This is a genomic window from Azospira sp. (assembly GCF_030247495.1).
Taxonomy (GTDB): Bacteria; Pseudomonadota; Gammaproteobacteria; order Burkholderiales; family Rhodocyclaceae; genus Azospira; species Azospira oryzae.
In genome coordinates this window covers 78,047-91,065 of record NZ_JAOTRW010000005.1, presented here as the reverse complement: position 1 = coordinate 91,065, position 13,019 = coordinate 78,047, and the positions used below count along the sequence as shown (strand labels likewise).

The 13,019-nt window shown below is 63.9% G+C and carries 10 protein-coding genes; 8 read left to right on the top strand and 2 right to left on the bottom strand.

Features of this window, described 5'->3' with window-relative positions:
• Nucleotides 1-81 precede the first annotated feature (81 nt).
• Both OEL49_RS08555 and icmF read left to right on the top strand, forming a co-directional pair.
• Nucleotides 82-543 carry a PaaI family thioesterase gene (locus OEL49_RS08555; protein ID WP_205231263.1) on the top strand — a complete coding sequence of 154 codons (462 nt, stop codon included), beginning with the start codon at nt 82-84 and terminating at the stop codon, nt 541-543.
• A 64-nt stretch (nt 544-607) separates the two neighbouring features.
• Nucleotides 608-3,889, top strand: coding sequence for a fused isobutyryl-CoA mutase/GTPase IcmF (gene icmF / locus OEL49_RS08550; RefSeq protein ID WP_014236208.1), 3,282 nt, complete (start codon nt 608-610; stop codon nt 3,887-3,889).
• A 357-nt stretch (nt 3,890-4,246) separates the two neighbouring features.
• Here icmF and OEL49_RS08545 read toward each other — a convergent pair whose 3' ends face one another.
• Both OEL49_RS08545 and OEL49_RS08540 read right to left on the bottom strand, forming a co-directional pair.
• Nucleotides 4,247-4,939, bottom strand: coding sequence for a nitroreductase (locus tag OEL49_RS08545; RefSeq protein WP_014236209.1), 693 nt, complete (start codon nt 4,937-4,939; stop codon nt 4,247-4,249).
• Between the two features lie 38 nt (nt 4,940-4,977).
• Nucleotides 4,978-5,652, bottom strand: coding sequence for a Crp/Fnr family transcriptional regulator (locus OEL49_RS08540; RefSeq protein ID WP_014236210.1), 675 nt, complete (start codon nt 5,650-5,652; stop codon nt 4,978-4,980).
• A gap of 254 nt (nt 5,653-5,906) precedes the next feature.
• On the opposite strand from OEL49_RS08540, the gene OEL49_RS08535 reads away from it, so the two are divergent.
• The 6 genes from OEL49_RS08535 (at nt 5,907) to OEL49_RS08510 (ending at nt 12,995) form a co-directional block, all read left to right on the top strand.
• Nucleotides 5,907-7,886 carry an AMP-dependent synthetase/ligase gene (locus OEL49_RS08535; RefSeq protein WP_014236211.1) on the top strand — a complete coding sequence of 660 codons (1,980 nt, stop codon included), beginning with the start codon at nt 5,907-5,909 and terminating at the stop codon, nt 7,884-7,886.
• Nucleotides 7,887-7,904: 18 nt separating this feature from the next.
• On the top strand, nt 7,905-8,705 hold the full coding sequence (locus OEL49_RS08530) for an ABC transporter ATP-binding protein (RefSeq protein WP_130459446.1): 801 nt from the start codon (nt 7,905-7,907) through the stop codon (nt 8,703-8,705).
• A gap of 15 nt (nt 8,706-8,720) precedes the next feature.
• A complete protein-coding gene (locus OEL49_RS08525; RefSeq protein ID WP_014236213.1) occupies nt 8,721-9,614 on the top strand; it encodes a branched-chain amino acid ABC transporter permease in 894 nt (297 codons plus the stop codon).
• Nucleotides 9,615-9,629: 15 nt separating this feature from the next.
• A complete protein-coding gene (locus OEL49_RS08520; protein ID WP_014236214.1) occupies nt 9,630-10,697 on the top strand; it encodes a branched-chain amino acid ABC transporter permease in 1,068 nt (355 codons plus the stop codon).
• 55 nt (nt 10,698-10,752) lie between these two features.
• Nucleotides 10,753-12,081 carry an ABC transporter substrate-binding protein gene (locus OEL49_RS08515; protein ID WP_014236215.1) on the top strand — a complete coding sequence of 443 codons (1,329 nt, stop codon included), beginning with the start codon at nt 10,753-10,755 and terminating at the stop codon, nt 12,079-12,081.
• 77 nt (nt 12,082-12,158) lie between these two features.
• Nucleotides 12,159-12,995: an ABC transporter ATP-binding protein gene (locus tag OEL49_RS08510; protein ID WP_014236216.1), complete on the top strand. Its 837-nt coding sequence runs from the start codon at nt 12,159-12,161 to the stop codon at nt 12,993-12,995.
• Nucleotides 12,996-13,019 lie beyond the last annotated feature (24 nt).

Here is a 13,019-nt window from a genome sequence, read left to right as displayed (position 1 = left end):
ATGGCGGGCAATGGCCCTGGGCCGGCGGACTTTTTAAGATGTCGCCATTCTTAGAAAAACGTCGAGAAAGCCGGTCTGCCCATGAAAGCCTTTCAGGATTACTACCCGGAGAGCGTGGCCCACTGCTACGGCTGCGGCAGCCGCAACGACCACGGCCACCGCATCAAGACTTTCTGGGAAGGGGAGGAGAGCGTCACCCGCTACACCCCCGAGTCTTACCACACCGCCGTACCCGGCTTCGTCTATGGCGGCCTGCTGGCTTCCCTGATCGACTGCCACAGCACCGGCACCGCCGCGGCCGCCATGTACCGGGCCGAAGGCCGGGAAATGGACAGCCTGCCCCCGTTCCGCTTCGTCACCGGCTCCCTGCTGGTCAAGTACCTGAAACCCACCCCCCTGGGCGTGACCCTGGAGATCCGCGGCCGCGTCAAGGAAATCAAGGGCCGCAAGGTGGTGATCGAATCCACCGTCTATGCTGAAGGCGTGGCCACGGCCAGCGGCGAAGTGGTGGCCCTGCAGATGCCCGACGACTTCGGCGCCTGATACTCCCGAACCCTGCGCCGGCCGTTACGCCGGCTCCATCCCATCCGCCTATTGGAGCGACATCATGACCGACCTCTCCATCGCCAAGAAAATCGTCCCCTACAAGCCGAAGAACAAGGTGCGCTTCATCACCGCCGCCTCCCTCTTCGACGGCCATGACGCCTCCATCAACATCATGCGGCGCATCCTGCAGTCCACCGGCTCCGAGGTGATCCACCTGGGCCACAACCGTTCCGTCGGCGACATCGTCAATGCGGCCCTGCAGGAAGACGTGCAGGGCATTGCCATCACCTCCTACCAGGGCGGTCACGTCGAGTTCTTCAAGTACATGATCGACCTGCTGAAGGAAAACGGCGGCGAGAACATCAAGGTCTTCGGCGGCGGCGGCGGCGTCATCGTGCCCTCCGAGATCAAGGAACTGCACGAATACGGCGTGACCCGCATCTATTCGCCGGAAGACGGCCAGCACCTGGGCCTGCAGGGCATGATCAACGACGTGGTGGAGCAGTCCGACTACAACCTCACCACCCTGGCGCCCCAGAAGCCCGAGGAAGTCATGGCGGCCCTGCAGTCCGGCAACCGCCGCGCCCTGGCCCGCATCGTCTCCGCCCTGGAAAACGGCGCCTACCCCGAAGGCCTGCGCAAGCAGATCGTCGAAGCCGCCGCCCTGGTGGCCACCACCCCGACCCTGGGCATCACCGGCACCGGCGGTGCCGGCAAGTCCTCCCTCACCGACGAGCTGGTGCGCCGCTTCCGCCTGGACCAGGAAGATGGGCTCAAGCTGGCCATCATCTCCATCGACCCCTCCCGCAAGCGCACCGGCGGCGCCCTGCTGGGTGACCGCATCCGCATGAATGCCATCGAGCATCCCAACATCTTCATGCGCTCCCTGGCCACCCGGGAGACCGGTTCCGAGATTTCCGCCGCCCTGCCCGAGGTCATCGCCGCCTGCAAGCTTTCCGGCTTCGACCTGATCATCGTCGAGACCTCCGGCATCGGCCAGGGCGACGCCGCCATCGTGCCTTTGGTGGATGCCTCCCTCTACGTCATGACTCCCGAGTTCGGCGCTGCCTCCCAGCTCGAGAAGATCGACATGCTGGACTTCGCCGATTTCGTCGCCATCAACAAGTTCGACCGCAAGGGCGCCGAAGATGCCCTGCGCGACGTGCGCAAGCAGTACCAGCGCAACCGGGAGCTGTTCACCCAGTCTCCCGACGAAATGCCCGTGTTCGGCACCATGGCCGCCCGCTTCAACGACGACGGCGTCACCGCCCTGTACCAGGCCATCCTGCCCAAGCTGGTGGAGTTCGGCCTCAAGGCCAAGGCCGGCAAGCTGCCCGTGGTGACGGTCAAGGAATCCTCCCGCGGCCGCGCCATCGTGCCGGTGGAGCGCACCCGTTACCTGGCCGAGATCGCCGATACCCTGCGCGCCTACCACAAGCATACCGAAGAGCAGGTGAAGATCGCCCGGGAGCGCCAGTCCCTGCGCATTTCCAAGGACCTCTTCAACAGCTACGACGAGGCTGCCAAGGCCGCCCTGCCCAAGTTCGACGAGCTCATCGCCTGCAAGGAAAGCGAGCTGGACGCCAAGGCCAAGAAACTGCTCGACATGTGGCCCGACACGGTCAAGGCCTACTCCGGCGACGAGTACGTGGTGAAAATCCGCGACAAGGAAATCCGCACCAAGCTGGTCTCCGAGTCCCTCTCCGGCACCAAGATCAAGAAGGTGGTGCTGCCCCGCTTCACCGACGATGGCGAGACCCTGCGTTTCCTGATGAAGGAAAACGTCCCCGGCTCCTTCCCCTACACCGCCGGCGTCTTTGCCTTCAAGCGCGAGGGTGAGGACCCCACCCGCATGTTTGCCGGCGAGGGCGATGCCTTCCGCACCAACCGCCGCTTCAAGAAGGTCTCCGAAGGCATGCCGGCCCATCGTCTGTCCACCGCCTTCGACTCCGTCACCCTGTACGGCTGCGACCCGGATGTGCGTCCCGACATCTACGGCAAGATCGGCAACTCCGGCGTTTCCATTGCCACCCTGGACGACATGAAGGTGCTGTACTCGGGCTTCGACCTGGTCTGCCCCACCACCTCCGTCTCCATGACCATCAACGGTCCGGCACCCATCATCCTGGCCTGCTTCTTCAACACCGCCATCGACCAGCAGCTGGACAAGTTCCGCGCCGACAACGGCCGCGAGCCCACGGAAGACGAAGCCGAGAAGATCCGCGAGTGGGTGCTGGCCTCCGTGCGCGGCACGGTGCAGGCCGACATCCTCAAGGAAGACCAGGGCCAGAACACCTGCATCTTCTCAACCGAGTTCGCCCTGAAGATGATGGGCGACATCCAGGAGTTTTTCGTGCACAACCAGGTGCAGAACTTCTACTCGGTCTCCATCTCCGGTTACCACATCGCCGAAGCGGGTGCGAACCCTATCTCCCAGCTGGCCTTCACCCTGGCCAACGGCTTCACCTACGTGGAGTCCTACCTGGCCCGGGGCATGCACATCGACGACTTCGCGCCCAACCTGTCCTTCTTCTTCTCCAACGGCATGGACCCGGAATACTCCGTCATCGGCCGGGTGGCGCGCCGCATCTGGGCCGTGGCCATGAAGAACAAGTACGGCGCCAACGAGCGCAGCCAGAAGCTGAAGTACCACATCCAGACTTCCGGCCGTTCCCTGCATGCCCAGGAGATGGACTTCAACGACATCCGCACCACGCTGCAGGCCCTCATCGCCATCTACGACAACTGCAACTCCTTGCACACCAACGCCTACGACGAGGCCATCACCACCCCGACCGAAGAGTCGGTGCGCCGCGCCATGGCCATCCAGCTCATCATCAACCGGGAATGGGGTGTCGCCAAGAACGAGAACCCCAACCAGGGCGCCTTCATCATCGATGAGCTGACCGACCTGGTGGAAGAGGCCGTGCTCAAGGAGTTCGAGGCCATCGCCTCCCGCGGCGGCGTCCTCGGTGCCATGGAAACCGGCTACCAGCGCGGCAAGATCCAGGAAGAGTCGCTCTACTACGAGCACAAGAAGCACGACGGCTCCTACCCCATCATCGGCGTAAACACCTTCTTGAATCCCAAGGGCAGCGCCCAGGTGGAGATCGAGCTGGCCCGTTCCACCGAAGAGGAGAAGCAGTCCCAGATCGCCCGCCTCAAGGACTTCCACCAGCGCAATGCCGACAAGGCACCGGCCATGCTGGCCAAGCTGAAGCAGACGGTGATCGAGAACGGCAACGTCTTCGCCGTGCTGGTGGAGGCGGTGCGGGTCTGCTCCCTAGGCCAGATCACCGGTGCCCTCTACGAGGTGGGCGGCCAGTACCGGCGCAGCATGTAAGGCCCCGGCCGGGGCAGCCGCGGCCCGGGCGGGCCGCCTGTACCGGCCTCGTCCAAGGAATAAACCAAAGGAGAAAAAGGAGACAGCGTCGGCATTGCCCCAGGGCAGGCCGGCTCCAAGAAGAACCTCTGCTGTGTTTGCGAACCGGGCCTGGTGCCCGGTTTTTTTTCGCCCCTGCCGGGAGGCAGAAGGGACGGCATTTCTGAGCCTGTCTGGCCTGAGAGTCAGGCGGATACTGGGCTATGGCGGTGCCATTGCCAGGTGGCAACAAAAACGCCGGCCCCGGGCCATGGGCCCTGCAGGTCGGCGTCCTTTCCTTCTTGTGGCGGGGATGTCAGTCCGCCGCCGCGCTCTGCCTTAGTCGCAGAAACGCACCCACTCTTCCAGGGGCGCGCGCTCGGTGCGCAGTTTGTTCTCCGGCTTGCTTTCGTCCGCATAGCCCAGGGCCATGCCGCACACCACCATCTCGTTTTCCGGCAGGTTCAGCTGTTCGCCGATGATGCGGTGGAACTGGGTGAAGGCGGCCTGGGGGCAGGTGTCCAGGCCCCGGGCCCGGGCGGCCAGCATGATGGTCTGCACGAACATGCCGTAATCGAACCAGCTGCCCTGCTGCATGATGCGGTCGATGGTGAAGATGAGGCCCACCGGCGCATCGAAGAAGGTGTAGTTGCGACCGTGCTGAGCATGCATGCGGGCGGCGTCGCCCTTCTTGATGTCGAGCAGACCGTAGAGATCCAGGCCCACCTTGCGCCGGCGGTCGATGTAGGGGGAGACCCATTTGGCCGGGTAGTAGGGATATTCCTCGGTATGGGTCTGGGCCTCTTCCGGATCGTTGTAGGCGGCGAGTATTTTCTGGGACAGCTGGTCCTTGGCGTTGCCGGTCAGCACGTACACCTTCCACGGCTGCACATTGGTGCCGGAAGGAGCGCGGGAGGAGATGCGCAGGATCTCCTCCAGGGTTTCCCGGGGCACCGGCGTGGGCAGGAAGGCCCGCACGGAACGACGGGAATCGATGGTTTCATCGACGAGGCGTTGGCGATCGGTGGTCATGAATTTTCCTTGTCTCTCTCAGTGTGGGGTGAAGCGAATCAGGCGCCGAAGCGGCGCAGTCCTTCCAGGTCGATGACGGTAACGCCGCCATACTCGACCCGCAGCAGGCCGTGCTCCTCCAGCAGCTTGAGGGCCTGGTTGGCCCGCTGCCGGGAGACTCCGGCCAGGTAGCCGATTTCCTCCTGGGAAATCTGCAACTGGGGCCCGATGCCCGGGTAGAGCACGGGATTGAAAAGGGAGGCGACGCAGCGGGCGATGCGGGCGTCGGTTTCCAGCAGCCGGTCCATTTCCACCCGGCCGATGAACTGGCCGAGACGCTCGTTGAGCTGGTTGAGCAGGAAGCGGTTGAAGGGAATGCTGTGGTCCAGCAGCCACTGGAAAGTGGTGCGGCTCATACAGGCCACCTGGGAGTCGCGCAGGGCCACCACGTCGTAGCGGCGGGGTTCGTTCTTGAGCATGGAGCCCTCGCCGAACCAGCCGCCGGCGGGCACCCCGGTGAAGGTGGCGGTTTTGCCGGTGACGCCGTGACTGGCGATTTTCACCAGGCCGTCGATGACCCCGAGCCAGTAATCCACGGGCTCACCCTTGTAACAGACGAATCCTCCCGCCGGAATGCGGCGCACAAAAGTGCCGGCCTCGATTCGGGCGAATTCCTCGCCAGTCAGTTCCCTGCCCCAGGTGGTGCTGTGCAACAACTCGGAGAGCGTCAGCATTTATTTAGCCAATTGTCAGGTCGACGACAATTATAGCCATGACGCGTCGCTAAATTGAGACCAAATGCCAGCCGGCGACCCTCCTCGATGAGGTGTTCGACCAGGGTGGAGGAGACAAGCCGGAGCAGGGTTACCGGGAAGACCGGAGCCCCGTTCCAACACCGAAGCAGAACCCGGAATTTCCCATCAGGGAAGGGCCGGACAAAACCGCAAGCCGGCATCGGTTATGCGGGGATAACAATGGAGGAGATGTTATGCCGGAAGTGGCTTCTTCCCAGGCGGCGCACACCCGTAATCTGACGGGTGAGACCTTCCCGCGCCTGCTCTTTCACCATGCCCAGGTGCGGGGCCAGCACCCCGCCATGCGCGAGAAACATCTCGGCATCTGGCAGACCTGGACCTGGGCCGAGGTGGCCGAGAACGTCCGGGCCCTGGCTTGCGGCCTGGCCGAGCTGGGCTTCAAGCGCGGCGACAACCTGGCCATCATCGGCGACAACCGTCCGCGCCTGTACATGACCATGGCGGCGGTGCAGAGCCTCGGCGGCGTGCCGGTGCCCCTGTATCAGGACGCGGTGGCCAACGAGATGCTGTTCGTGCTCCAGGATGCGGGCATCCGCTTCGCCATCGTCGAGGACCAGGAACAGGTGGACAAGCTGCTCGAAGTGCGGGAGCAGCTGCCCCAGCTGGACCACATCATCTACGACGATCCCCGGGGCATGCGTCACTACAACCAGCCCTTCATCCATGACATCGAAGCCGTCATGGCCATGGGCCGCATCCACCACCAGAACCATCCCGATTTCCTCGAACGGGAAATCGAGCAGGGCGTCGCCACCGACACCGGTGTCATGCTCTACACCTCGGGTACCACCGGCAAGCCCAAGGGCGTCTGCTTGGCCCACCAAGCCTTCATCGCCGCCGCCAAAGGCGGATGCCAGTTCGACCAGCTGACGCAGGACGAGGATATCCTCTCCTACCTGCCCATGGCCTGGGTCGGCGACCACCTGTTCTCCTTTGCCCAGGCTCTGGTGGCCGGCTTCACCATCAACTGTCCCGAGTCCGGCGACACGGTGATGACCGACCTGCGGGAGATCGGCCCCACCTACTACTTCGCTCCGCCCCGGGTGTTCGAGAACCTGCTGACCCAGGTGATGATCCGCATGGAGGACGCCGGCGCCATCAAGCACAAGCTGTTCGCCTGGGCCATGGACGTGGCCAAGCGCTGCGGCGCCGAGATCCTGGACGGCAAGCCCGTTTCCGGCAGCGACCGGCTGGCCTACGCCGTGGCCAACCTGCTGGTGATCGGGCCCCTCAAGAACGTCCTGGGCATGAGCCGCATCCGCGTCGCCTACACCGCCGGCGCTGCCATCGGTCCGGACCTGTTCCGTTTCTACCGCTCCATTGGCGTGAACCTGAAGCAGCTCTACGGCCAGACCGAGACCTGCGCCTACGTCTGCCTGCAGCCCGACGGCCAGATCAAGCTGGATTCCGTTGGCAAGCCGGCTCCCGGGGTGGAGGTGAAGATCGCCGACAACGGCGAGATCCTGGTCAAGGGGCCCATGCTGCTCAAGGAGTACTACCAGCGTCCCGATGCCACCGCCGAGGCCATCAACGGCGAGGGCTACTTCATGACCGGCGATGCGGGCTTCTTCGACGAGGATGGTCACCTGAAGATCATCGACCGGGCCAAGGACGTGGGCAAGATGGCCAACGGCGCCATGTTTGCCCCCAACTACATCGAGAACAAGCTCAAGTTCTTCCAGTACGTGAAGGAGGCGGTGGCCTTTGGCAACGGCCGCGAGCAGGTGTGCGCCTTCATCAACATCGACATGGGCGCCGTCGGCAACTGGGCCGAGCGCCGCGGCATCTCCTACTCCGGCTACACCGACCTGGCCGCCAAGCCCGACGTGTACAACCTGATCCAGGAGTGCGTCGAGGAGGTCAATGCCCAGCTGGTGCACGACGGCATGCTGGCCGACTCCCAGATCCACCGCTTCCTCATCCTGCACAAGGAACTGGACCCGGACGACGACGAACTGACCCGGACCCGCAAGGTGCGGCGCAACTTCGTCTCGGAAAAGTACGCGGTGCTGATCGACGCCTTCTACGCAGGCAAGACATCCCAGTTCATCGAGACCCAGGTGAAATTCGAAGACGGCCGCGTCGGCAAGGTGGCGGCGGATCTGGTGATCCGTGATGCCAAGACCTTCCCCGTGGTGCGCCAGGCCGCCTAATCCCGAACGGAGCGTTTCATGAGCGAACAAAACCAGAATGGGCGCCGGGTCGGCGAGGTGATCCTCGACCTGCAGAACATCTCCCTGCGCTTCGGCGGGGTGAAGGCCCTCACCGACATTTCCTTCAACGTGAAGGAACACGAGATCCGCGCCATCATCGGCCCCAACGGCGCCGGCAAGAGCTCCATGCTCAACGTCATCAACGGGGTGTACCACCCCCAGGAAGGCCGCATCGTCTTCCACGGCGAAGAGCGCAAGAAGATGGAGCCCCACATGGCGGCCACCCAGGGCATCGCCCGCACCTTCCAGAACATCGCCCTGTTCAAGGGCATGAGCGTGCTCGACAACATCATGACCGGGCGCATCACCAAGATGAAGTGCGGCTTCCTGGAGCAGGCCCTGTACCTGGGCCGGGCTCAGAAGGAAGAGCTGGCCCACCGGGAGAAGGTGGAGGAGGTCATCGACTTCCTGGAAATCCAGCACATCCGCAAGACCCCGGTGGGGCGCCTGCCCTACGGCCTGCAGAAGCGGGTAGAGCTGGGCCGGGCCCTGGCCGCCGAGCCTTCCCTGCTGCTGCTGGACGAGCCCATGGCCGGCATGAACGTGGAAGAGAAACAGGACATGTGCCGCTTCATCCTGGATGTGAACGACCAGTTCGGCACCACCATCGTCCTCATCGAGCACGACATGGGCGTGGTGATGGACATCTCCGACCGGGTGGTGGTCCTGGATTACGGCAAGAAGATCGGCGACGGCACGCCTGACGATGTGCGCAACAACCAGGAGGTGATTTCCGCCTACCTGGGCGTGGCCCACTAAAAGGAGGAACGGAATATGCAATTCTTTTTCGAAGTGCTGATCGGCGGCCTGCTCTCGGGGGTGATGTACTCCTTCGTGGCCCTGGGCTTCGTCATGATCTACAAGGCATCCGGCGTCTTCAATTTCGCCCAGGGCGCCATGGTCTTCTTCGCCGCCCTGACTTTCGTCGGCTTCCAGGAAATGGGGGCGCCCTTCTGGCTGGCCCTGATCCTGGCCTTCGGCGCCATGGTGCTGCTGGGCATCGCCACCGAGCGCATCGTCCTGCGGCCCCTGGTGAACCAGCCCCACATCACCCTGTTCATGGCCACCATCGGCCTCACCTTCTTCGTCGAAGGCCTGGCCCAGGGCATCTGGGGCTCCACCGTGCGCGGCCTGGACCTGGGCATCCAGGACGAGCCCATCGAGTGGATCATGGACAAGGCGGGCATCCTGGTTTCCAGCTTCGACCTCTTCGCCGCCGGCGTTGCCGCGGCCCTGGTCACCCTGCTGGCCCTGTTCTTCCAATACACCCGGGTGGGCCGCGCCCTGCGGGCCGTGGCGGACGACCACCAGGCGGCCCTCTCCATCGGCATCCCGCTGCAGAACATCTGGCGCATCGTCTGGGCCGTGGCCGGCTTCGTCGCCCTGGTGGCGGGCCTGCTCTGGGGCGCCCGCAACGGGGTCCAGTTCGCGCTCACCTTCACCGCCCTGAAAGCCTTGCCGGTATTGATTCTCGGCGGCTTCACCTCGGTCCCCGGCGCCATCGTCGGCGGCCTCATCATCGGTTCCACCGAGAAGCTGGCGGAAGTGTATCTGGGGGGCTATGTGGGCGGCGGCATCGACTCCTGGTTCCCCTATGTGATGGCCCTCGCCTTCCTGCTGATCCGGCCCGAAGGCCTGTTCGGCGAGAAGCACATCGACCGGGTTTAAGGAGAGGACAAAACCATGCTTTACCGTGAAGCCGGACAATTCAAGACCAGCTACGCTGCCGACCAGCAGATCTTTCCCATCCGCCAGGACCGTATCGCCATCGGCCTGATCCTGGTGGTGGCGGCCCTGGTGGTGCCCATGGTGGCGAGCGAATACTGGATCAAGGCCATCCTGATCCCCTTCCTCATCTTTTCCCTGGCGGCCCTGGGCCTCAACATCCTCACCGGCTACGCCGGCCAGCTGTCCCTGGGCTCCGCCGCCTTCATGGCGGTGGGGGCCTTCGCCGCCTACAACTTCATGGGCCGCATCGAGGGCATGCCGGTGCTGCTGGCCTTCGTTGGCGGCGGCCTCTCGGCGGCGGCCGTGGGCATTCTCTTCGGCCTGCCGTCCCTGCGCATCAAGGGCTTCTACCTGGCGGTGGCGACCCTGGCGGCCCAGTTCTTCATCGTCTGGGCCCTGACCAAGTTTGGCTGGTTCTCCATGGATTCCTCCTCCGGCGTCATCACCGCCCAGGAGATCCAGATTCTCGGCTACCGCTTCGACACGCCCATTTCCCTCTACCTGCTGGTGCTGACCATCGTGGCGGTGATGGCACTGGCGGCCAAGAACATGGTGCGCAGCTCCGTCGGCCGGGCCTGGATGGCGGTGCGGGATATGGACGTGGCGGCCGAGGTGATCGGCATCCGCATCATGCACACCAAGCTCCTGGCCTTCGCCATCAGCTCCTTCTACTGCGGTGTCGCCGGCGCCCTCTACGCCTATGCCTACCTGGGCACGGTGGAGCCGGAAGGTTTCAACCTGGACCTGTCCTTCAAGATCCTGTTCATGATCATCATCGGCGGGGTGGGCTCCATCATGGGCTCCTTCCTCGGCGCGGCCTTCATCGTGCTGCTGCCGATTTTCCTGGACGTGCTGATCCAGGATTTCCTCACCGGCCTCCTGCCCCCCAGCATCAGCTCCAACCTGCAGCTGATGGTCTTCGGCGGGCTCATCATCTTCTTCCTCATCGTCGAGCCCCACGGCCTGGCGAGACTGTGGCAGATCGGCAAGGAAAAGCTGCGTCTGTGGCCTTTCCCCCACTAACCCAGGCATTGGAAGTCAAAGCAGCACCCACATAATCAGTAGAGGAGACAAGACAATGAAAGTGAAAACCATCGCCCTGTTCGCTGCCGCGGTAGCCTCCGCAGCGGTTTCCGGTTCCGTCCTGGCCCAGGCCAAGGAACAGTTCATCGGCCTGCCTTCCTACCGGGTCGGTCCCTATGCGGCCGGCGGCTCCGGCATCTACGGCGGCTGGATCGACTACATGACCCTGGTCAACGAGCGGGACGGCGGCATCAACGGCGTCAAGCTGACCTGGGAAGAATGCGAGACCGAGTACAACAACGCCCGCGGCGTGGAGTGCTATGAGCGGCTGAAGAAGAAGGGCGCCACCGGCAACACCACCTTCCAGCCCCTGTCCACCGGCATCACCTATTCGGTGCTGGACAAGGTGGCCCAGGACAAGATCCCCATGGTGACCATCGGCTACGGCCGTACCGACGCGGCTGACGGCCGGGTCTTCCCCTGGGTCTTCCCCATGATCACCACCTACTGGTCCCAGGCCACCGGCATGGTCAAGTACATCGGCCAGAAGGAAGGCGGCCTGGACAAGCTCAAGGGCAAGAAGATCGTCTATCTCTACCACGACTCCGCCTTCGGCAAGGAAGGCATCCCGGTGCTGGAAAAGCAGGCCGCCAAGCACGGCTTCAACCTGAAGACCATCCCCGTGGCCCACCCGGGCAACGAGCAGCAGTCCCAGTGGCTGACCATCCGCCAGGAGCGTCCCGACTGGGTGATCCTGTGGGGCTGGGGCGTGATGAACCCGACAGCCCTCAAGGCCGCCGCCAAGACCGGCTTCCCGCGGGAGAAGATGGTGGGCGTGTGGTGGTCCGGTGCCGAGGAAGACACCGTGCCCGCCGGCGATGCCGCCAAGGGCTTCACCGCCGCCGGCTTCAACGTGGCCGGCACCAACTACCCGGTGGTGAAGGCGATCCAGGACAACGTCTACAAGAAGAACAAGGGCAACATGGAAGACAAGTCCCGGGTCGGCTCCGTCTATTACAACCGGGGCGTGGTGCACGGCATCATCACCGTGGAAGCCATCCGTGTCGCCCAGGAGAAGTTCGGCAAGGGCAAGCCCCTTACCGCCGAGCAGGCCCGCTGGGGCTTCGAGCATCTGCAGATCGATGCCAAGCGCCTCAAGGAACTGGGAGCCGAAGGCTTCATGCCCGACCTGACCATCACCTGCGCCGACCACGAAGGTTCCGGCAAGGTGAAGTTCCAGCAGTGGGACGGCAAGGCCTGGAAGGTGGTTTCCGACTGGGTCGATGCGGACAAGGACATGGTCCGTCCCATGATCGAGGAATCCGCCGGCAAGTACGCCAAGGAAAAGGGCATCACCCCGCGTGACTGCAGCAAGGAAGGCTGAGGCGCCCTAGCGACCTGAGCCCGGGACGGGGCCGGCAGGCCCCGTCCCCCCGCCCCAAGAGAAGGGAAACTAAGCCTATGAACACGACCACTCAAGCCACCCCGGCCGCCCCGGAGAACTACCTCAGCATCAACAACATCGAGGTCATCTACGACCACGTGATCCTGGTGCTGAAGGGCGTCTCCCTGACGGTGCCCAAGGGCAAGATCGTGGCCCTGCTGGGCGCCAACGGCGCCGGCAAGAGCACCACCCTGAAAGCCATCTCCAACCTGCTGCACGCCGAACGGGGCGACGTCACCAAGGGCAGCGTGGAGTTCAAGGGCACCCGGGTGGATCAGCTGACCCCCAACGAACTCGTCAAGCGGGGTGTCATCCAGGTCATGGAAGGACGCCACTGCTTCGCCCACCTCTCCATCGAGGAAAATCTGCTCACCGGTGCCTACACCCGGGGCAACTCCCGGGCCGAGCTGAAGCAGAACCTGGAGATGGTGTACCACTACTTCCCGCGCCTGAAGACCCGGCGCACTTCCCAGGCCGGCTACACCTCCGGCGGCGAACAGCAGATGTGCGCCATCGGCCGCGCCCTCATGGCCAAGCCGGAAATGATCCTGCTGGACGAGCCCTCCATGGGCCTGGCGCCCCAGATCGTCGAGGAAATCTTCGAGATCGTGAAGGACCTCAACTCCCGGGAGAACGTCAGTTTCCTCCTGGCCGAGCAGAACACCATGGTGGCCCTGCGCTACGCCGACCTGGGCTACATCCTGGAAAACGGCCGGGTGGTGATGGAAGGGGACGCCAAGGAACTGGCCTCCAACGAGGACGTGAAGGAGTTCTACCTGGGGCTGTCGTCGGCGGGGCGCAAGAGCTTCAAGGACGTCAAGCACTACCGCCGCCGCAAACGCTGGCTCTCGTGAGAAGGCCGTGCGCGCTGCAATACG

What these genes read in the sequence shown, in the direction of transcription:
- OEL49_RS08555 (WP_205231263.1), top strand. Translation starts at nt 82, where the DNA reads ATGAAAGCCTTTCAGGATTACTACCCGGAGAGCGTGGCCCACTGCTAC.
- icmF (WP_014236208.1), top strand. Translation starts at nt 608, where the DNA reads ATGACCGACCTCTCCATCGCCAAGAAAATCGTCCCCTACAAGCCGAAG.
- OEL49_RS08545 (WP_014236209.1), bottom strand. Translation starts at nt 4,939, where the DNA reads ATGACCACCGATCGCCAACGCCTCGTCGATGAAACCATCGATTCCCGT.
- OEL49_RS08540 (WP_014236210.1), bottom strand. Translation starts at nt 5,652, where the DNA reads ATGCTGACGCTCTCCGAGTTGTTGCACAGCACCACCTGGGGCAGGGAA.
- OEL49_RS08535 (WP_014236211.1), top strand. Translation starts at nt 5,907, where the DNA reads ATGCCGGAAGTGGCTTCTTCCCAGGCGGCGCACACCCGTAATCTGACG.
- OEL49_RS08530 (WP_130459446.1), top strand. Translation starts at nt 7,905, where the DNA reads ATGAGCGAACAAAACCAGAATGGGCGCCGGGTCGGCGAGGTGATCCTC.
- OEL49_RS08525 (WP_014236213.1), top strand. Translation starts at nt 8,721, where the DNA reads ATGCAATTCTTTTTCGAAGTGCTGATCGGCGGCCTGCTCTCGGGGGTG.
- OEL49_RS08520 (WP_014236214.1), top strand. Translation starts at nt 9,630, where the DNA reads ATGCTTTACCGTGAAGCCGGACAATTCAAGACCAGCTACGCTGCCGAC.
- OEL49_RS08515 (WP_014236215.1), top strand. Translation starts at nt 10,753, where the DNA reads ATGAAAGTGAAAACCATCGCCCTGTTCGCTGCCGCGGTAGCCTCCGCA.
- OEL49_RS08510 (WP_014236216.1), top strand. Translation starts at nt 12,159, where the DNA reads ATGAACACGACCACTCAAGCCACCCCGGCCGCCCCGGAGAACTACCTC.